This is a genomic window from Pseudomonas sp. Pseusp11, assembly GCF_047304405.1.
Taxonomy (GTDB): domain Bacteria; phylum Pseudomonadota; class Gammaproteobacteria; order Pseudomonadales; family Pseudomonadaceae; genus Aquipseudomonas.
Genome location: NZ_JBGLZF010000040.1, coordinates 28,233 through 48,141, shown reverse-complemented (window position 1 = coordinate 48,141; position 19,909 = coordinate 28,233). Strand labels below are relative to the sequence as shown.

General features: G+C 58.9%; 13 protein-coding genes, 1 tRNA gene and 1 riboswitch. Of the genes, 2 read left to right on the top strand and 12 right to left on the bottom strand.

The genetic code is table 11. The features are described from left to right. Positions 1 to 178: 178 nt before the first annotated feature. From ACCC96_RS24730 to ltaE, 5 genes are all read right to left on the bottom strand, one after another. Positions 179 to 269 (bottom strand) — tRNA-Ser (locus ACCC96_RS24730). A 62-nt stretch (positions 270 to 331) separates the two neighbouring features. Beyond that, positions 332 to 520, bottom strand: coding sequence for a carbon storage regulator CsrA (gene csrA, locus ACCC96_RS24725; RefSeq protein ID WP_002554426.1), 189 nt, complete (start codon positions 518 to 520; stop codon positions 332 to 334). A gap of 188 nt (positions 521 to 708) precedes the next feature. Then, a complete protein-coding gene (locus ACCC96_RS24720) occupies positions 709 to 1,950 on the bottom strand; it encodes an aspartate kinase (RefSeq protein WP_007934911.1) in 1,242 nt (413 codons plus the stop codon). A 90-nt stretch (positions 1,951 to 2,040) separates the two neighbouring features. Next, positions 2,041 to 4,662: an alanine--tRNA ligase gene (alaS, locus tag ACCC96_RS24715; RefSeq protein WP_413697168.1), complete on the bottom strand. Its 2,622-nt coding sequence runs from the start codon at positions 4,660 to 4,662 to the stop codon at positions 2,041 to 2,043. A 146-nt stretch (positions 4,663 to 4,808) separates the two neighbouring features. Continuing rightward, on the bottom strand, positions 4,809 to 5,813 hold the full coding sequence (ltaE, locus tag ACCC96_RS24710) for a low-specificity L-threonine aldolase (protein WP_413697167.1): 1,005 nt from the start codon (positions 5,811 to 5,813) through the stop codon (positions 4,809 to 4,811). Between the two features lie 199 nt (positions 5,814 to 6,012). Beyond that, a riboswitch (FMN riboswitch) is annotated at positions 6,013 to 6,183 on the top strand. A gap of 100 nt (positions 6,184 to 6,283) precedes the next feature. Here ltaE and ACCC96_RS24705 point away from each other — a divergent pair. Further along, positions 6,284 to 6,793 carry a 6,7-dimethyl-8-ribityllumazine synthase gene (locus tag ACCC96_RS24705; protein ID WP_019582888.1) on the top strand — a complete coding sequence of 170 codons (510 nt, stop codon included), beginning with the start codon at positions 6,284 to 6,286 and terminating at the stop codon, positions 6,791 to 6,793. A gap of 177 nt (positions 6,794 to 6,970) precedes the next feature. Here ACCC96_RS24705 and astE read toward each other — a convergent pair whose 3' ends face one another. From astE to ACCC96_RS24670, 7 genes are all read right to left on the bottom strand, one after another. Then, positions 6,971 to 7,981, bottom strand: a complete 1,011-nt coding sequence (gene astE / locus ACCC96_RS24700; protein ID WP_413697166.1) for a succinylglutamate desuccinylase — start codon at positions 7,979 to 7,981, stop codon at positions 6,971 to 6,973. A 12-nt stretch (positions 7,982 to 7,993) separates the two neighbouring features. After that, a complete protein-coding gene (locus ACCC96_RS24695; protein WP_046042326.1) occupies positions 7,994 to 8,284 on the bottom strand; it encodes a hypothetical protein in 291 nt (96 codons plus the stop codon). A 25-nt stretch (positions 8,285 to 8,309) separates the two neighbouring features. After that, positions 8,310 to 9,656 carry an N-succinylarginine dihydrolase gene (gene astB, locus ACCC96_RS24690; RefSeq protein ID WP_019651767.1) on the bottom strand — a complete coding sequence of 449 codons (1,347 nt, stop codon included), beginning with the start codon at positions 9,654 to 9,656 and terminating at the stop codon, positions 8,310 to 8,312. Positions 9,657 to 9,799: 143 nt separating this feature from the next. Then, entirely contained in the window at positions 9,800 to 11,269 is a 1,470-nt protein-coding gene (gene astD / locus ACCC96_RS24685; protein ID WP_413697169.1) for a succinylglutamate-semialdehyde dehydrogenase, read from the bottom strand. After that, the gene (gene astA, locus ACCC96_RS24680) at positions 11,266 to 12,291 is read right to left on the bottom strand and encodes an arginine N-succinyltransferase (protein ID WP_019651765.1); all 1,026 of its coding nucleotides are present in this window, start codon (positions 12,289 to 12,291) and stop codon (positions 11,266 to 11,268) included. The genes astD and astA overlap by 4 nt, the downstream gene beginning before the upstream one ends. A 79-nt stretch (positions 12,292 to 12,370) precedes the next feature. Then, positions 12,371 to 13,390 (bottom strand): arginine/ornithine succinyltransferase subunit alpha, encoded by a 1,020-nt coding sequence (gene aruF, locus ACCC96_RS24675; protein WP_007934901.1) that lies wholly within the window; start codon positions 13,388 to 13,390, stop codon positions 12,371 to 12,373. Positions 13,391 to 13,522: 132 nt separating this feature from the next. Continuing rightward, on the bottom strand, positions 13,523 to 14,743 hold the full coding sequence (locus tag ACCC96_RS24670) for an aspartate aminotransferase family protein (RefSeq protein ID WP_096480933.1): 1,221 nt from the start codon (positions 14,741 to 14,743) through the stop codon (positions 13,523 to 13,525). A 286-nt stretch (positions 14,744 to 15,029) separates the two neighbouring features. On the opposite strand from ACCC96_RS24670, the gene ACCC96_RS24665 reads away from it, so the two are divergent. Further along, positions 15,030 to 19,895, top strand: coding sequence for a dermonecrotic toxin domain-containing protein (locus ACCC96_RS24665; protein WP_413697165.1), 4,866 nt, complete (start codon positions 15,030 to 15,032; stop codon positions 19,893 to 19,895). Positions 19,896 to 19,909 lie beyond the last annotated feature (14 nt).

Genomic DNA, 19,909 nt, shown 5'->3' with positions numbered 1-19,909 from the left:
ACTCGACAGGATTCGAACCTGTGACCGCTCGGTTCGTAGCCGAGTACTCTATCCAGCTGAGCTACGAGTGCATTTGTTGCCGCGCATTATAGGCCGTTAAATCTTTTTGTAAAGCACTTTTTCTAGTAATTTCAACAACTTACCGAAGAAGCCAGATTACAACGTACTAAGCAAATAATGGCGGAGAACGGGGGATTCGAACCCCCGACACCCTTTTGAGGTGTACTCCCTTAGCAGGGGAGCGCCTTCGGCCACTCGGCCAGCTCTCCGCAACACGGGGCGTATATTAACCAGCTTCTTCCCCGTTTGCAAACATAAAAAACGATAAAAATTAATGGCTTGGTTCTTCGTCCTTCTCTTTCTTGATACGCAGGTAAATTTCCTCACGATGCACAGCCACCTCTTTCGGGGCGTTGACACCAATACGCACTTGATTTCCTTTAACGCCGAGCACGGTCACGGTGATTTCGCCATCACCAATAATCAGGCTTTCTGCGCACCGACGAGTCAGAATCAGCATACCTTTCTCCTCACGCATTTCATTTCAGGGACAACAGTCTGCAAAAAAAAGGCACCCGACCTACAACCGAAAAGGTCGCAGCCCTACATGCCTGAGTATTGACTAGCGCGAGCAAAAGAACAGTTTTGGTACGCACCATTCAAAAAAACGAAGGGCGCGGTCAGACCGCGCCCTTCGGGGGGAACGCATTACTCGCCCTGTCGGGCCGGCGCGTCCAGTTCGAAAGCTGTGTGCAGGGCGCGCACAGCCAGTTCCAGGTACTTCTCTTCGATCACCACGGACACCTTGATTTCCGAAGTCGAGATCATCTGGATGTTGATGCTTTCTTTCGCCAGGGATTCGAACATACGGCTGGCCACGCCTGCGTGGGAGCGCATGCCGACGCCAACGATCGAGACCTTGGCAATCTTGGTGTCGCCAACGACTTCACGGGCACCGATCTCGCGAGCGGTGTTTTCCAGCACCGATTGCGCCGCCTGGTAGTCGTTGCGGTGCACGGTGAAGGTGAAGTCGGTGGTGTTATCGTGCGCAACGTTCTGCACGATCATGTCGACTTCGATGTTCGCGGCACTGATCGGGCCGAGAATCTTGAACGCCACGCCCGGGGTGTCTGGCACGCCACGGATGGTCAGCTTGGCTTCATCGCGGTTGAAAGCGATGCCGGAAATGATCGGCTGTTCCATGGTTTCCTCTTCATCAATAGTAATGAGGGTGCCCGGACCCTCCTTGAAGCTGTGCAGTACGCGCAGCGGAACGTTGTACTTGCCAGCGAACTCGACCGCACGGATCTGCAACACCTTGGAGCCGAGGCTGGCCATTTCCAGCATCTCTTCGAAGGTGATCTTGTCCAGACGCTGAGCCACGGACACCACACGCGGGTCGGTGGTGTAGACGCCGTCGACGTCAGTGTAGATCTGGCATTCGTCAGCCTTCAGGGCTGCCGCCAGTGCCACGCCAGTGGTGTCGGAACCGCCACGACCGAGCGTGGTGATATTGCCGTGCTCGTCGACGCCCTGGAAACCGGCGACAACCACCACACGACCGGCCTTCAGGTCACCGCGAATCTTCTGGTCATCAATCTGCAAGATACGCGCTTTATTGTGCGCGCTATCCGTCAGAATCCGTACCTGGTTGCCGGTGTACGACACCGCTGGCACGCCGCGCTTGATCAGCGCCATGGCCAACAGTGCAATCGTCACCTGCTCACCGGTGGAAACGATCACATCCAGTTCGCGTGGAACCGGTTGGCCGTCGCCACTGATTTGCTTGGCCAGATCGATCAGACGGTTGGTTTCGCCGCTCATTGCAGACAGCACAACCACCAGGTCATCGCCCGCATCGCGGAATTTCTTAACCTTGTCGGCGACCTGCTCGATTCTCTCGACAGTGCCGACTGAGGTGCCTCCAAATTTCTGTACGATCAAAGCCATTTCAAAGCCGCCTCTGCCCATGAAGGGCGCCCAATAATCACTCAAACAGCGTTCTGGCCCGCCACTAGACCGCGGGCCAGGCACACTGCCTTATAAACCCTGCTCTACAAATGGAACAGTCAGGGCCAATGCGGCATCCAGTGCGCCAGCGTCAATACCACCGCCCTGCGCCATGTCTGGACGACCACCGCCCTTCCCGCCCACTGCCGCAGCAGCCTGCTTCATCAAATCACCGGCTTTGAGTTGGCCAGTCAGGTCTTTGGTCACACCTGCAACCAGAACGACCTTTTCCTCATGGACACTGCCGAGCAGGATCACTGCGCGGCCGAGTTTGTTTTTCAGTTGATCGACCAGCGCCAGCAGCGCCTTGCCGTCCTGACCGTCCAGACGCACGGCCAGCACTTTCACGCCTTTGACGTCCAGGGCAGAAGCCGACAAATCGTCGCCCGCTGCGCTGGCAGCCTTGGCCTGCAACTGCTCGAGTTGCTTCTCCAGCAGACGGTTGCGCTCCAGCACAGCCGACAGCTTGTCGATCAGGTTATCGCGGCTGCCCTTGACCAGGTTGGCCGCTTCCTTGAGTTGTTCTTCTGCAGCATTCAAGTAGGCCAGTGCCGCGGCACCGGTGACTGCCTCAATGCGACGCACACCCGAAGCCACACCGCCTTCGCTGATGATTTTCAGCAGACCGATATCGCCGGTACGGGTGGCGTGAATACCGCCGCACAACTCGACGGAGAAATCGCCCATGCTCAGCACGCGTACGCTTTCGCCGTACTTCTCGCCGAACAGCGCCATGGCGCCTTTCTGCTTGGCGGTTTCGATGTCGGTTTCTTCGGTTTCAACTTCGGAGTTCTTGCGAATCTCGGCGTTGACGATGTCTTCCAGCGCCTTCAACTGCTCAGGCTTGATCGCTTCGAAATGGCTGAAGTCAAAGCGTAGACGCTGACTGTCGACCAACGAGCCTTTCTGCTGAACGTGCTCGCCCAGCACCTGACGCAATGCGGCGTGCAACAAGTGAGTTGCCGAGTGATTCAGCGACGTCGCGTGGCGCACTTCGGCATCGACATGAGTCTCCACCGGAGCACCTACGATCAGGCTGCCCGAATCCAGCACACCGTGGTGCAGGAACGCACCGCCGGTCTTGGTGGTGTCGCGCACGTCGAAACGCGCAGCGCCAGCCTGGAGGAAGCCGCAATCACCAATCTGACCACCGGATTCGGCATAGAACGGCGTCTGATCGAGAACGACCACGCCCTCTTCGCCTTCGCTCAGTACGTCAACCGATTGCCCTTCTTTATAGAGAGCAACGATTTTGGCGGAACCGCTGTGAGCGGTGTAACCGGTGAACTCGGTGGCCACATCAACCTTGACCAGGCTGTTGTAGTCCATGCCGAAGGAGCTGGCGGAGCGGGCACGCACGCGCTGGGCTTCCATTTCGCGCTCGAAGCCAGCTTCGTCGATGGTCAGGCTGCGCTCACGGGCGATGTCGCCGGTCAGGTCCATCGGGAAACCGTAGGTGTCGTAAAGCTTGAACACTACGTCGCCCGGCACCACGTCGCCTTTGAGTTCAGCCAGATCCTGCTCGAGGATCTTCAGGCCCTGCTCCAGAGTCTTGGCGAATTGCTCTTCTTCGGCCTTCAGCACGCGCTCGATGTGCGCCTGCTGGGATTTCAGTTCCGGGAACGCTTCGCCCATCTCGGCGACCAGGGCCGCAACGATCTGGTAGAAGAAGCTGCCCTTGGCGCCCAGTTTGTTGCCGTGACGGCAAGCGCGACGAATGATCCGGCGCAACACATAACCGCGGCCTTCGTTGGACGGCAGCACGCCGTCGGCAATCAGGAAGCCGCAGGAACGGATGTGGTCAGCCACGACTTTCAGGGAAGCCTGATTGTCGTTGGTGCAGCCGATGGCCTTGGCCGATGCGCTCAGCAGGCTCTGGAACAGGTCGATTTCATAGTTCGAGTGAACGTGCTGCAGCACGGCACTGATCCGCTCAAGACCCATGCCGGTGTCCACCGACGGGGCTGGCAACGGGTGCAACACGCCATCGGCGGTGCGGTTGAACTGCATGAACACGTTGTTCCAGATTTCGATGTAACGGTCGCCGTCTTCTTCCGGCGAGCCCGGTGGGCCACCCCAGATGTCGGCGCCGTGATCGTAGAAGATCTCGGTGCAAGGACCGCACGGGCCGGTATCGCCCATGGTCCAGAAGTTGTCGGACGCGTACGGCGCACCCTTGTTGTCGCCGATGCGAACCATGCGCTCGGCCGGAACGCCGATCTCTTTGGTCCAGATGTCGTACGCCTCGTCATCGCTGGCGTAGACGGTGACCCAGAGCTTTTCTTTCGGCAGGTTCAGCCACTTCTCGGAGGTCAGGAAGTTCCAGGCGTAGGTGATGGCGTCACGCTTGAAATAATCACCGAAGCTGAAGTTACCCAGCATTTCGAAGAAGGTGTGGTGACGGGCGGTATAACCGACGTTTTCCAGGTCGTTGTGCTTGCCGCCGGCACGCACGCATTTCTGGCTGCTGACGGCGCGGGTGTACGCGCGCTTTTCCTGGCCCAGGAAGCAGTCCTTGAACTGGTTCATCCCCGCGTTAGTGAACAGCAGGGTTGGGTCGTTGCCCGGAATCAAAGAGCTGGAGGCTACACGGGTGTGGCCTTGCTCTTCGAAGAAGCGAAGGAAGGCTTCACGGATTTCTGCGCTTTTCATTAGGTTCTTCCACGGAGGCTGCGGCCAAAGGCCTGTGCGAAACGTCAACAGACGAAGCGACGGCAAAGGGCCGCATTATATCGGCCCTGCGCGCGGGGTACAGCGTGTTTATACGATAGAAACGGTCAATTGGACCGCTAACGCGATCAGATGCGGGAAAACTCGACGAATGTAGCGACGACCTGCTCGATTTGCGCACGGTTGACGTCCATGTGCGTGACCATTCGCAGACGAGCGGCAGCGCTGAGCTTGACCCCGCGTGTCGCGGCGAAGGCCTTGATCGCTTCAGCCTTGTCGCCCATTTTCACGTAAACCATGTTGGTCTGCACCGGCTCGACCTCATACCCCGCCGCTCGCAGGCCTTCGGCCAGCAACTGTGCATTGGCATGGTCGTCGGCCAGGCGCTGAACATTATTATCCAGCGCATACAGCCCCGCCGCCGCGAGAATCCCGGCCTGGCGCATGCCGCCGCCGACCATCTTGCGCAAACGCCGAGCCTTGGCGATCAACTCGACCGAGCCGCACAACACCGAACCAATCGGCGCGCCCAGGCCTTTGGACAGACAAACCGACACCGAATCGAAATGCTGAGTGATCTCCCGGGCATCGACACCCAGCTTGACCGCCGCGTTGTAGAGCCGCGCGCCATCCAGATGCAGCGCCAGGCCATGCTCACGAGTGAAGCGGCGAGCCTGGGCCAGATATTCCAGCGGCAGCACCTTGCCCTGCATGGTGTTTTCCAGGGCCAGCAAACGGGTGCGGGCGAAGTGGAAGTCATCTGGTTTGATCGCGGCGGCGACTTGCGCCAGGTCCAGCGAACCATCGGCTTGCACTTCCAGCGGCTGCGGCTGGATTGAACCGAGCACCGCCGCGCCGCCACCTTCGTACTTATAGGTGTGGGCCTGCTGACCGACAATGTACTCGTCACCGCGCTCGCAGTGGGCCATCAAGCCCAGCAGGTTGCTCATGGTGCCCGTTGGAACAAACAGCGCCGCGGCAAAACCCAGTCGTGCTGCCAACTCGGCCTCCAGACGATTGACCGTCGGATCTTCGCCATAAACGTCGTCACCGGTGGCCGCATTGGCCATTGCGTCGAGCATCCCTGCGGTCGGTTGAGTGACGGTGTCGCTGCGAAGATCGATAACGCTCATGAATCTGGCCTCGGTTAACAGGGGAAAAATCCGTTTCGGAAAGGAATTACTGCGGTCATGCCGACAATTAATCAAGCCTTGGACGAGGAAAAGGCGCTTTATGCCTTCGGAAAACCCGATAGCAATCATCAGAAAGCAGCCATGCACGCCCCGTAAATATGTGTTAAAAACGCTTCGCCGCCAAACAATCTGGCGGCAAAAACGTTCTCAGGGCGGGGTGTAACTCCCCACCGGCGGTAATTGCGCGCAATGCGCATAGCCCGCGAGCGCTTGGCGACAGGCACGGCAATGGCTGTGATGGCGACAAGGTCAGCAGACCCGGTGTGATCCCGGGGCCGACGGTCATAGTCCGGATGAAGAGAGAACGGGATTGACATCAAAGGGCCGTCCGCAGCTCGTGCGAGCGTGCGTACCCTTAAATCCCATTCGATTCATAACGCCCTGTTTTTCACACAAACAGGAGTCAGAACATGCAACCCACCGCAATCGATAGCAAGAGCAAAAACCATCAGGGCGAGCGCGTCGCGTTCATCCAGGCCTGCTGGCACAAGGAAATCGTCGATCAGAGCCGTAAAGGCTTCGTCGCTGAAATGATTGCCCAGGGTTATCAGGAGTCGGACATCGATTTCTTCGAAGTCGGCGGCGCCTTTGAAATTCCGCTGCACGCCAAGTTGCTGGCCAAGTCCGGTCGTTATGCCGGCATCGTCGCCGCGGGCCTGGTGGTCGATGGCGGCATCTATCGCCACGAATTCGTCGCCCAGTCGGTGATCAGCGGCCTGATGCAGGTTCAGTTGGAAACCGAAGTGCCAGTGTTCTCGGTGGTTTTGACCCCGCACCACTTCCATGCCGGTGAAGAACATCAGAAGTTCTTCTTCGAGCATTTCGTGCATAAAGGTCAGGAAGCGGCGAAGACGTGTGCAGATACGCTGCACAAGACTCGCGCATTGCGCCGCAGCGAGCCTCGCGCGGTAGCTGTCTAAACACCGATAAAACCTGTGGGGGCGAGCTTGTGTGGCGAGGGGGCTTGCCCCCGTTGGGTCGCGAAGCGGCCCCCGGCTTGGGTTCAGACCTATCTGGATTTACGACTGCTTCGCAGCCGAACGGGGGCAAGCCCCCTCGCCACACAGGCCCGCTCCCACATTTGACGGGTGTTGTGCCTAGACCAGGTTTTCGTCGGTGGTCGGTACGATCAGGATGCCGGCGCGCAGGCCGTTCTTGACCCTGGGGTTCGGGAAGATGATCCGGGCGCCCTGCTCTTCGACGATCCAGCGGGTATTGGCAATATCCTCGGCCAGCACATAACCCACTTTCAATTCCGAAAAGTTTTCGATGTCCGCCGGCAGGTTCAGGCGGAAGTTATCGCTGTGCTTGATGACTTCCCGCGACACGCTGAACAACTGCAAGCCATCCAGCCCGTCGTCGGTCATTGGCGGCTCGGTGCCTTCGATGATCTGCTTCAGGCGGGTTTCCAGCAGACTGACGTTGACCCCTTCGTTCTGCCCGAATGGACGAGCCTTGCCCAGTTCCAGAGTGAAGGACTCGGCATCGAGCTTGTCGTAGGTGTAGGAGCTGAAGACGATGGAGGGTTTGTTCTGCAACAGCACCGCTTCCATGCCGGCGGCGCGCAAGCGAGCCAGCTCCTGGCGCGAATGCTGACGTCCTTCTTTCCAGGGGTACAGGGCGAACTGCTCGATTTTCGAGCCACGGATCGCCGTGTGCAGGTCGTAGTGCAGACGGTTGCGGTCCGGCAGGCTGAAGAACGTCGCCGCCAGCCGCTCCAGCTCACAGGCGCGCAAGGCCTCGGAACCGCTGCTTTGTTCGTGACGGCCGTTGAACAGCCGATTGACGTCCTGCTCGATGAAACGCTCACCGCGACGGATGGCCTCGGGATTGCCGAACAGGAACAGAATACGGGCGCGCGGCTTCAAGTCACCGCGGGCGATGTCATGCAACAGGCGATCGAGCAGCTCGATCGGCGCTGTTTCGTTGCCATGGATACCGGCCGACAGCAGCAGGTCCAGGCCATTGTCGCGAGCTTCAGGTGGCCGGACTTCCAGCGCACCTTCGCTCAACCAGCGCATCCGTACGCCTTCGACAGTCAGTTGAGTCTTCTCCGCCGGTTCGCGGCCGGCGAGGGTCAGTTCAAGCAGTTTGCCGAGGGCGAGCATAGAGCGGTTTCCTTAGTGGTCGTGATTGCAATCCGGGCCGTGCACGTGGTCCTCATCATCGCCGAGCTCGGCCGGTTCCATCTCCAGTTGCAGACTTACCAGATTAGTCGCCAATGGGCGCAGCAGCAGGTTCGCGTATTCAGCGTCACCCTCTTCGACGTCCACGCCGATCAGCAACTGGCCACGGCCGTCCTGCTGGATCCACAGCTCTTTGCCTTGCCACAGGACCGCGACGCGGGTGCAGGAAGTTTCCAGTTGCGTGCCGTCGGTGTCTTCAAGGATCAGCTGCAGGGTATCGCTCATGTATTTACACTCTCGTCTGGAGATATCAATTGATCTGGAATGGATAAACCGCGCCCAGTTTAAGGATTTGCGTCAGTTCATCCAGTGCCGTCCGGCACTCAAGCAACAATTGCGGGTCCGCCAGATCGTTTTCGGTCATGCGGTCGCGGTAGTGCTTTTCGACCCACTCGGTCAATGTGCCGTACAACGGAGCCGTCATGATAACCCCTTGGTTGACGGCCGCCAGCTCGGTTTCGTTGAGGGCGACGCGCAACCGCAGGCAAGCCGGGCCGCCGCCATTCTGCATGCTCTGCTTGAGATCGAACACTTTCACTTCGCGGATCAGGCCGCCAGAGCTGGTCAGGCCTTGCAGGTACTGCCAGACGCGTTCGTTGCCATGGCATTCTTCCGGCACGATCAACAACATGGAGCCGTCAGGACGCGACAGCAGTTGGCTATTGAACAGGTAGGAACGAACGGCGTCTTCCACGGTGACCGCGGAACGCGGTACGCAGATCGACTGAAATTTCCCACCGACTTTTGCCAGTTTGCCTTGCAACTCAGCGAGCATCTGGTCGGTGTCGAGGAAGGCGTCCTCGTGATAGAACAGCACCTCGCCGTTGCCCACGGCGATCACGTCGTTATGGAACACGCCCTGATCAATCACCGAAGGGTTCTGCTGGGCGTAGACCACGCCGTCATCGCTCAAGCCGTGCAGGCGAGCGACGGCCTGGGAGGCTTCGAGGGTCTGGCGCGCCGGGTACTTCTGCGGGGACGGATAACGGGTGTCGAACGCGCTGCGACCGAACACGAAAAACTCGACGCCGGCTTCGCCGTAGTCACGGCAGAAACGGGTGTGGTTGGCCGCGCCTTCGTCACCGAACTGCGCCACGGCCGGCAACGCGGCGTGGTGAGCAAAGTGTTTCTGGTCAGCGAACATCGCGCCCAGCACGCGACTGGTGGTCGGGTGCTCGATGCTGCGGTGGTATTTGCAGTTCAGGTTAGCGGCGGTGAAATGCACACGACCGTCGGCGGTGTCGGCACTCGGGCTGACCGTGGCGGCGTTGGCCACCCACATGCTCGACGCCGAGCAACTGGCAACCAGTAGCGGCATTGCGTCTTTGGCGGCTTGCTCGATCACTTGCGCGTCGGTGCCACTGAAACCCAAGCGACGCAGGGCGGCTACGTCAGGGCGCTCCTGTGGTGCGAGCACGCCTTGCTGAAAGCCCATATCCATCAGCGCTTTCATTTTCGCCAGACCTTGCAGCGCGGCTTCCTTCGGGTTCGAGGATTGCTGGCTGTTGCTCTGGGAGGCGACGTTGCCGTAGGACAGGCCACCGTAGTTATGGGTCGGCCCCACTAGACCGTCAAAATTGACTTCATAGGATTTCATCAGCGAGGCTCCACGAGAATCTGTTGTTATAGGCTTCAGTAACTAACTGTTCAGTGCGACCGAGTCGCGGCCATCGCGGGCAAGCCTCGCTCCTACAGGTTTTGCACAATCCCGTAGGAGCGAGGCTTGCCCGCGAATGGGCGTTACGACATGCGCACGCCGGGCGTAAGGGCCGCTGGCAAGGTCAGGCTCGGGGTTTCCAGCGAGGCCACCGGGTACGCGCAGTAATCCGCCGCGTAGTAGGCACTGGCGCGGTGGTTGCCCGAGGCACCGACGCCGCCGAATGGCGCGCTGCTCGCAGCACCGGTCAGCTGCTTGTTCCAGTTGACGATACCAGCACGGCTTTCCAGCCAGAACTGCTGATAACGCGCTTCGGAATCCGACAGCAGGCCGGCCGCCAGACCATAAGCTGTGTCGTTGGCTTCAGCGATCGCCGCTTCAAAATCAGCGTAGCGGATCACTTGCAGCAGCGGACCGAACAGCTCTTCGTCAGGACGATCGGCAACCGCAGTCACGTCCAGAATGCCAGGGGTCAGCAAGGCAGCCTGAGCCTGAGGCTGAGTCATTTCCAGCAGCGCCACGGCGCCATTGGCCAACAGATGCTCTTGCGCTTCCATCAGGGCTTTCGCAGCGCCGAGGGAAATCACCGAGCCCATGAACGGCGCTGGTTGCTGATCGAACGCACCGACGTCAATGGTTGAGCTGACCGCCACCAGACGCGCCAGCAGCGTATCGCCCCAGGCGCCTTGCGGCACCAGCAAGCGACGGGCGCAGGTGCAACGCTGGCCGGCAGAAATGAACGCCGACTGAATGATGGTGTAAACGGCCGCATCGAGATCAGCGACCTGATCCACCACCAGCGGGTTGTTACCGCCCATTTCCAGCGCGAGGATTTTGTCTGGACGACCGGAAAACTGCTTGTGCAGATGATTGCCGGTACGGCTGGAACCGGTGAAGAACAGACCGTCGATGCCCGGGTTCGCCGCCAGGGCGATACCGGTTTCGCGAGCACCTTGCAGCAGGTTCAGCACGCCGGCCGGCAGACCGGCTTCGATCCAGCACTTGACCGTCAGTTCGGCGACTTTCGGTGTCAGTTCGCTGGGCTTGAACAGCACACTGTTACCGGCCAGCAGCGCCGGCACGATGTGACCGTTCGGCAAGTGACCGGGGAAGTTGTAAGGACCGAACACCGCCACCACGCCGTGCGGCTTGTGACGCAATACGGCGGAGGCGTCGCCCAACGGGCCGCTCTTCTCGCCGGTGCGTTCGCGGTAGCTCTGTACCGAGATGGCAATCTTGTTGACCATGCTGGTGACTTCAGTCGCCGCTTCCCACAAGGGTTTGCCGGTTTCTTCACCGATGGTGCGAGCCAGTTCGTCGGCGTGATTCTTCAGCGCGGCGGCAAAAGCTTCCAGTACGCTGATGCGCTCTTCCAGGGTACGACGGGCCCAGCCCGGGAACGCCTGACGCGCGGCTTGCACGGCCGACTCGACCTGAGCGGCAGTGGCGCCTTCGCCGGCCCACAGCACTTGCTGGGTCACCGGGTTCACCGATTGAAAGCTTTCACCCTGGCCAGCCAGCCATTCACCGGCGATGTATAACGAATTCATTATTTCGACTCCCGAGCTGCAGACAACGGAACGGCGCGTACTTGATCGCCAGCGTTGAGTTGAAGACGTTTGGCGGTCAGCGGATCAACCACCAGCGTGCCAGCGGCGAAGCGTGCTGGCGCGGCAGTGATCCGGCAGTCTTCGCGCTTGCGGTTATGGATCAGGAACGGCGTGGCGTCATCACCCGGGGTGCCGATGGCCAGCACCAGCGCCTGGCTGTCGCGCACCGCGCGGATCTTGGCGGTTTCGCACTCCACCGCAGGGCCTGCGTCGAAGATGTCGACGTAGCCTTGGTAACTGAAACCTTCACTCTTGAGCATCGCCAGGGCCGGCTCGGTGTCCGGATGAACCTGGCCAATCACGTTGCGCGCGTCTGGCGACAGGAAGCAGGTGTACAGCGGGAATTTCGGCATCAGTTCGGCGATGAACGCCTTGTTGCCCACGCCAGTGAGGTAATCGGCCTGGCTGAATTCCATCTTGAAGAAATGCCGGCCCAGGCTTTCCCAGAACGGCGAACGCCCGGCTTCGTCGGACATGCCGCGCATTTCAGCGATGATCTTGTTGCCGAACAGTTGCGGGAACTCGGCGATGAACAGCAGCCGCGCCTTGGCCAGCATGCGACCGTTGAGGCCACTGCGGTAATCGGCGTGCAGGAACAGCGAGCACAGTTCAGAGTTGCCGGTCAGGTCGTTGGCCAGGAACAGCGTCGGAATTTCGCGGTAGATATTCAGCTCTTGCGAGGCGCTGACCGTCAGGCCCACCCGGAAGTTGTACCAGGGCTCACGCAGGCCGACGGCGCCGGCAATCGCGGAAATACCCACCACGCGGCCATTGTCGTCTTCGAGTACGAACAGGTAGTCCGCATCGCCCCGCCCGGCGTCGCCGCGGAAGGTTTTTTCGGCCCAGCCAACCCGATGGGCCAGACGCTCTTCGTTGGCCGGCAAGGTGGTAAGGCCAGTGCCGGTGCTGCGGGCCAGGTCGATCAGAGCGGGTAAATCGCTACTGCGTACGGGACGAACGATCATGCTATCTCCTCAAACGGGCCGCTTGCGCCACCCGCGAAATTTCGCTGCTTTCCAGACATTTCTCTCCAGGAAGCAGGCGTCAAACCGCCACCAGGCGCACGCTGGCACCTTCACCGACGCCCAAGGCTTCGGCCGCTTCAAGATCCAGGGTCACGGGTTTGCCCGGCGCGTAATCGAGCTCAAGCAACACAGCGCGGTAATCCTGCAACTGGGCGTTGGCCACCAAATACTGACGACCGGCGCCTTTGACCGGCTCACCGATTTTCACCGGGACCACACGGCTCTGGGCGATCGAACGGATCCCCGAGACGCGGGCATGCAGAGTCGGGCCACCATCGAAAATATCGATGTAGTGATCAGTCTCGAAGCCTTCGCGCATCAGGATGTCGAAGGTGATTTGCGCCCGCGGGTGCACCTGGCCCATCGCCTCTTGAGCGGAGTCCGGCAGCAACGGCACGTAGATCGGGTAATGCGGCATCAGCTCGGCGAGGAACGTGCGGCTCTTCAAACCGCACAGACGCTCGGCTTCGGCGTAGTTGAGGTCGAAGAAGTTGCGACCGATGGCATCCCAGAACGGCGAATCGCCATTTTCGTCGCTGTAACCGACGATCTCGGTCACCACGGAATCGGCAAAGCGCTCCGGATGGCTGGCCACGAACAACAGACGGCCACGGGAGTTGAGCTCCGCCCAAGGCGTGCCCACCAACTCCCTCTGCACGTAGAAACTGGTCAGCAAGCTGTTGCCGGTCAGGTCGTGGCACTGGGAGAGCACGTGGATCTTGTTGTGAATCTTCAGCTCGCGGGAGGCGTGCACGAACGTTTCGTTTCGAAAACTGTAGAACGGCTCGGAATAACCGGCCGAGGCAACGATGGCCGAACAACCGACCAACTTACCAGTGGCGGTGTCTTCGAGGACGAAGAAATAGCTCTCTTCACCGTTGAAGCTCACTTCGGCGGCGAACGAGGCTTCGCTTGCGGCGATCTTGTCGCTAAGGCGTTCAACGTCATCCGGCAAGGAAGTGACACCAATCGGGCTGTCCGCAGCCAGACGCTGTACCTCGCCCAGATCAGCCATTTGCGCGGGGCGCATCACCAGCATGGTGTCACTCCTTTCTTAACATCAGGTTGGCGAATTGCGCCAACTCGGGGAAAAAAATGCCGGGCAGGCCCGGCACAGGAAATAATCTCAACGCCTATCTATTACGATAGGCGCTGAGGAGCACTGTATGAATCAGGCTTGCGTCAGCTTGGCCACGGCGCGTTCGAAGCGGTCCAGACCGGCATCGATATCGGCGTCTTCAACCACCAGGCTTGGAGCAAAACGAATCACGTCCGGGCCGGCTTGCAGAATCATCAGGCCTTCACGCTCGGCGGCGTTGAAGATGTCCTTGGCCTTGCCTTTCCAGGCGTCGCTCAGCACGCAACCGAGCAGCAGGCCCAGGCCACGAACCTGAGTGAAAAGGCCGTATTTCTCGCCGATCTGCTCAAGACGGGTCTTGAACTTGTCGTGCTTGGTTTTGACACCGTTCAGCACTTCGGGCGTGTTGATCACATCGATCACTGCTTCAGCGACAGCACACGCCAGCGGGTTGCCGCCGTAAGTGGTGCCATGGGTGCCGACAACCAGATGTTTAGCCAGGTCTTCAGTGGTCAGCATCGCTGCGATCGGGAAACCGCCGCCCAGGCTCTTGGCACTGGTCAGGATGTCCGGGGTCACGCCGTAATGCATGTAGGCGAACAGCTCACCGCTGCGGCCCATGCCGGTCTGGACTTCGTCGAAGACCAGCAGCGCGTTGTGCGCATCGCACAGTTCACGGGCGCCTTGCAGGTAAGACAGCTCGGCCGGCAGTACGCCGCCTTCGCCCTGGATCGGCTCCAGCACCACCGCGCAGGTCTTGTCGGAAACAGCGGCTTTCAGCGCGGCCAGATCGTTGTAAGGCACGTGGGTGATGCCGGTGATCTTCGGACCGAAACCGTCGGAATACTTCGACTGGCCACCAACGTTCACGGTGAACAGGGTACGGCCGTGGAAGCTGTTGAGCGCGGCAACGATTTCGTACTTCTCGGTACCGAAACGGTCATGGGCCACGCGACGGGCCAGCTTGAAAGCGGCCTCGTTGGCTTCGGCGCCGGAGTTGCAGAAGAACACACGATCGGCAAACGTGGCGTCGACCAGCTTATGGGCCAGGCGCAAGGCCGGCTCATTGGTGAACACGTTGGACACGTGCCACAGCTTGTTCGCCTGTTCGGTCAATGCAGCGACCAGCGCCGGGTGCGCGTGGCCCAATACGTTAACGGCAATCCCGCCGGCGAAGTCGATCAGCTCGCGGCCAGACTGGTCCCAAACACGGGAACCGGCGCCACGCACAGGAATGAAAGCGGCAGGCGCATAGTTGGGAACCATTACCTGGTCAAAATCGGCGCGTTCTACCGCAGCGTGCTCAACGGACATCGGAGTCTCCTGATGAGGAACACTCGCCTGAAACTGGCGAGCGATGAGGGGATTGTAAGGACAGTTTTCAGCCCGGCCTTGCCGCCAAGCGACAACTTCTTATAGCGCAAACACCGGTTTTGCCCGGGTTTACGGCAATGCGACAAATACCGTCGCAAAGGCGCAGTTTAAACTGTCGACACAGGTTATAGGCAGGGTTGTCGGACAGTGCGGTAATTATGTACCGCACCAGACACATCATGATCTGTTTTGCTGGCGGCCAATCAAAACGCTAAGGGAATAGCGCATGAGCCGATACGAAAATGATCGCCCTTCCACTGTCGCCGTCAGTGAATCCGCCACACAACCGGACGATCACTACCATCACCTGTTCAATAATCTGCCGAGCTGGGTATTAGAAGCCTCGCCTGGTACACGTAGCGCCCTCAAACAAGCCTCGCTTGCGGTGCCGGACTGGCATGGCACCGCGACGCCGTCGCAACATGAATCGCTGAAAAAACTCAGCCAGGAACACTGGACCCATCGAAATCGCCTGGATTCGATGCTGTCGAAGCTGCAAAACGCACGAGACTTTGCCGAACCCCTTTTGAGCGCTTCCCTGAAAACCCGGTTTGACCTGGCACTGGATGTCAAAACCACTTTCCTGCGCCTCTACACGCCTCAAACAGTGCCCGCATTCGGGATCAAGACGGGTGCTGCGCGTACCTGGACCGTCTCGCTGCTCGACGCCTGCCTTCATAATTTTCAGGAATCGGAAACCGCAGCGGATGCTTATGAGTCCGCCTCGACGTTCATCACCGCACCGTCGCCCACAGGGCAGTTCGAGACACTGCCGATGGTCAAGCAGAAACTCACTGTCGTAGCCTTTGCCCTGTTGTGCCGGGAACTGGATATCGGCGCCCAGTACACCACTTACCTTAAAGACAATCTGGGGCTGACCAACCCGGTGGCCGCTGCGGTGCTGAAATCGAAGGTGATCAGTTCGTACAAAACCGCACTCAAATCCGCACTGCAAATGGCGCACATCCGTCGCGACATTCCAGAGGACGCCCGTCTCTCGATCCTGCGCATTGTGGAAGGACGTTCGGGCGCGCGACTGGATGGTCAGCCGCTTTATTGTCACGACCTGACAATAATGTCCTCCTCACTGACCGGCATCGTCATGTTCACGCCGAAGCTTGACCGGGCACGCAAGGCAACGCGGGTCATCGCCTACATCCCGGACGATCCGGAGCATCCTCTCAAGCAATACCCAGACACACTGGCGTTCCTGAACGAGCTAACCCGCAAGCTGCGCGCTCCCGCTTACCAAACGTTCTTCAGTCGCTTCGTCGACCACAAAGAAAGGGGACATTTTTTTGCTGATCTCAATCGTCGCCTACAGAGCGTAACCTGGCACCCACACCAGCATGGTGACCCAATGCCGAGTTGGCGCGAAACACCCATCGACAGGCCCAACCTCCGGTTTTCGATGACCCCGTTCAGAGCGAACCTGTGGAACCATCTCCATCAGCGGCAACTGAACAAGATCCTCAACGACGCCAGCACGCTCGCCGTCTCCACCGCCTCTGCCGACCGAAACGCACGGTGGGCATTGTGGGATGCCTTCAGCAAAGTGGCCTCGACACTGCTTGAAATCGCGACATTTGTTGCGTTGCCTTTTGTTCCGTTTCTTGGCGAATTGATGCTGGCCTATATGGCCTACCAGTTACTCGACGAGACCTTCGAAGGCATCGTGGACCTGGCCATAGGGCTGAAAACAGAAGCCCTGGGGCACTTGATGACGTTCGCCGAAACAGTGGTCCAGATAGGCACCTTCGCAGTGGGCGGCGCCATCGCTGCCGGCGCCTTCAGTCGCCTGCTTTCGCGCGAAGCTGTTGAGCTTATCGCCCCATTCAAACCCATCACGACACCTGAGGGAAAAACCCGTTACTGGAAGCCGAATCTCACACCTTACGAACAAACACTCAGTTTGCCCGAAGGATCAAAACCCGATCAGCTTGGCCTCTATCGTCACGGGGGCAAGACACTGCTGCCACTGGAAGAAAAACTGTATGCCGTGAAACCTGATCACACGTCGGGTGCATTTCAAATTGAGCATCCGAACCGGGCCGATGCTTATCAGCCGACTCTGCTGCATAACAACCACGGCGCCTGGCATACAGAGCTGGAACAACCGTTGAACTGGGACCGGGAAAAGGTCATGCGTCGCCTCGGCCATAGTGTTGAATCGTTCAGCAGCGCCGAGCGCGAGCAAATCCTGCGGATCAGCGGTTACCACGACAACGTAGTGCGTGAAACGCATGTCGAGCGGTATCGCCCGCCTTCGCTGCTGACAGACACGATCAAGCGCTTCAGGATCAATCGGGACATTGAAACCTTTATCGAACAGATCGGCAGCGACCAACCCGAGGACTATCGAAAGGCCGATCCGGCCATGCAATATCTACTGCTGAGCCGGTACGACTCATGGCCTGTCGACACGCCTGTGTCGGCACTGGAAACCCAAACGCAAACACTCCGAAAGCAGACTGCGGATCTCGCCCTGAGGTACCGCAAATCGCTGTTCGAAATGCTCTACCGCGCAAAGGAAAAAACGGATAGCCCGCCAGTTCAGCGACTGCTCGACGACGTGCAGGGACTACCAACCGATATTGCACAAGAGTTGGTGAGCAATGCCACCGGCACCGAATTACGGCAGTTGCACAGCAACCGCATCCCCCAACGCCTCAAGGACGCGGCACAAAAAGCCATGGAAGCCGTACGCGCAACCCGAGCCTGTGAAGGCCTTTATTCCGAAGCTCTGGAAACCACCGATACCCATCGACTGGCCTTACATAGCCTGAACTCATTACCCAACTGGCCTGACGAGCTGCGTATCGAAGTGAGGGATTATTCCCATGACGGGACCCTGCGTGACAGCATTGGTCAGCCCGATGCGCCGACACTTAAAACGCTGGTGCGTGCCGAAGACTGGACCTACCAGATTCACCAGGACAGTGAATCAGTACCCGGTGATTTCTATCAGACCCTCTTTCAGGCGCTGCCGGATGCACAACGCAATGCACTGAGCCCTTCGCCTGGAGACGCCCGGACATTCAAACAACGCATCGTCGAGCACGCTCTGGAGCAACCGGCATTACGCGCACTGTTCGCAAAAAATCCCCATCGCAAACCCTACTATGACCCCACCACCATGCGCCTGCCCGGTGGCACGCAGGGCTATAGTCGAGCTAACCGCGAGACACCTACGCTTAATGACCGGGTTCGAGATGTTTACCCCAACCTGTCTCAAGAGCAATTGCAGTCCATAGTCCAGGCATTGCAGAGTCACCCCGATGGCGCTCGCGTTGAACTCTCACGCCTGAATAGAGAGCTGATCCAACTGCATCAGGATCTGGGCACCTGGATAAACGAGACGCCCACTGCTCATCCTGAAACCGGACTCCCTCTCAGTGAGCTGGATCAACAAGCTGAGAGAAACAATCGCAAGTTGCTGGCTCAGGAAATCCAGCGCAGTTGGCGGCGACAGACCGAACGGGACTTCGACGCACTGGATGAGACTAGCCGGTATACGCTCAGGTTTGCAGAGCCGATAATTGGTGACTTGCCGTCAATAAATGCAGATTTTGCTCATGTGTCGCTGCTATCCCTGGAGGGCAACCATACCGTGCAGGGTATTCCAGTGTTTCTACAGCGATTCAGTGGATTGCGCCGCTTGGAGTTACGCCGTTTTTCCCTGACCACCCTCCCCGACGCCATCCCCCGAATGACAGACCTTCACGCCCTGGTTCTAAGCGATTGCGGCATCAGGATTGACGCGGCCACATGGTCGAAACTGACCTCATTGAAGAAGCTCGCCTCGCTGGATCTTTACAAGAATCCGTTTGAAACCGCACCCCGCATCGACACAATGAGCGAACTGACTCACCTGGATCTGAGCGCCACCGACCTGTCCGAAATTCCGGCCGGCGTCCTGCAACACCCAAGGCTCGACACCCTTCTGCTGACGAACAACCGTATCAGCGAGTTGCCTGCCGGGTTGTTCGAGAGCTCGTTGTACAACAAGCGTGGCATACACCTCACGCACAATCCGGTTTCCAACAGAGCCCGGGAACTGATCAAGCGACACCACTTCGATACCGCTTACGACATGTCCGTCTATGCCCCCGAGGCGGACATTGATCGCGTCACTGCGCTATACCCCGGCATGGACGTCGAGCAAGCGAGTCAGTTTGTCTACGAATTGCCGGGCACGCTGGAGGAAGGCCGCGCCTATCTGGCACGTCTTGAAGAAGAACTTGCTCAATTGAGAAATGATTTGTCTGTCTGGACCGCCGACGCTCCGGACCGGCACCCCGTTACGGGCACGCTCTTCACCGCCAATCAACTGGCTGTCGAACAAGCCAACCGTGACCAATTCAAACAGCTTCTTGAGAGGTGCTGGCAGCATGAATCCGAACTGGATGATTTCAACGACGCACTTGAGCCCACGTTCGAGCTCACATTCCAATCCATCATCAACGGAGACCTGCCGAGCCTGAGAGCCGACTTCAACCATGTGTCGGCGCTGGAACTTCGGGGTGCCAACGGTGCGCCCCGTATCGGGCGCTTTCTGGATTCCTTCCCCAACCTTAAAAGCCTCAGGCTGCGCGAGTGCTACCTGGGCAACATTCCTGATGCGGTATTCAAGATGAGTCAACTGAGATCGTTGTCATTGCCCGACTGCTACATCAGTTTGTCACCGGAGTCGACAAACGCATTAGCGGGAATGGAACAGCTTGAGTATCTCGATCTGGGCCACAACCCTCTGGGGCAAACACTGGACCTGAGCCAGATGCCGAGTCTGGCGACCGTCCTGCTTAACGACACCGGCATCACCGAAATACCACATGGCCTGTTACAACTGACTGAACTGGATTGGGCAGACCTGAGCGAAAACGCAATCACCGAAGTCCCCAGTGACATTCTGGAAATGCCATTGGACATCGCGGAGAACATTAGCCTGAGAGGCAATCCGCTTTCCGAGGAGAGCCTGTTACGGCTGATCGACTACTTTGAAGGCACGGGTGCGGATTTCGGCGTGGAAGCAGTCATCAATCGAGGCGAAATGGAGATTTCATCCTCCGACAGCTCCGCGATGGACGAGTAACACAGCCTTCAGCT

Excerpts from the sequence above, each read along its gene's own strand:
- ltaE (WP_413697167.1), bottom strand. The coding sequence starts at position 5,813 with ATGAGCGTTATCGATCTTCGCAGCGACACCGTCACTCAACCGACCGCA.
- csrA (WP_002554426.1), bottom strand. The coding sequence starts at position 520 with ATGCTGATTCTGACTCGTCGGTGCGCAGAAAGCCTGATTATTGGTGAT.
- ACCC96_RS24665 (WP_413697165.1), top strand. The coding sequence starts at position 15,030 with ATGAGCCGATACGAAAATGATCGCCCTTCCACTGTCGCCGTCAGTGAA.
- astE (WP_413697166.1), bottom strand. The coding sequence starts at position 7,981 with ATGCTCGCCCTCGGCAAACTGCTTGAACTGACCCTCGCCGGCCGCGAA.
- ACCC96_RS24670 (WP_096480933.1), bottom strand. The coding sequence starts at position 14,743 with ATGTCCGTTGAGCACGCTGCGGTAGAACGCGCCGATTTTGACCAGGTA.
- aruF (WP_007934901.1), bottom strand. The coding sequence starts at position 13,390 with ATGCTGGTGATGCGCCCCGCGCAAATGGCTGATCTGGGCGAGGTACAG.
- astA (WP_019651765.1), bottom strand. The coding sequence starts at position 12,291 with ATGATCGTTCGTCCCGTACGCAGTAGCGATTTACCCGCTCTGATCGAC.
- alaS (WP_413697168.1), bottom strand. The coding sequence starts at position 4,662 with ATGAAAAGCGCAGAAATCCGTGAAGCCTTCCTTCGCTTCTTCGAAGAG.
- ACCC96_RS24720 (WP_007934911.1), bottom strand. The coding sequence starts at position 1,950 with ATGGCTTTGATCGTACAGAAATTTGGAGGCACCTCAGTCGGCACTGTC.
- ACCC96_RS24695 (WP_046042326.1), bottom strand. The coding sequence starts at position 8,284 with ATGAGCGATACCCTGCAGCTGATCCTTGAAGACACCGACGGCACGCAA.
- astB (WP_019651767.1), bottom strand. The coding sequence starts at position 9,656 with ATGAAATCCTATGAAGTCAATTTTGACGGTCTAGTGGGGCCGACCCAT.
- ACCC96_RS24705 (WP_019582888.1), top strand. The coding sequence starts at position 6,284 with ATGCAACCCACCGCAATCGATAGCAAGAGCAAAAACCATCAGGGCGAG.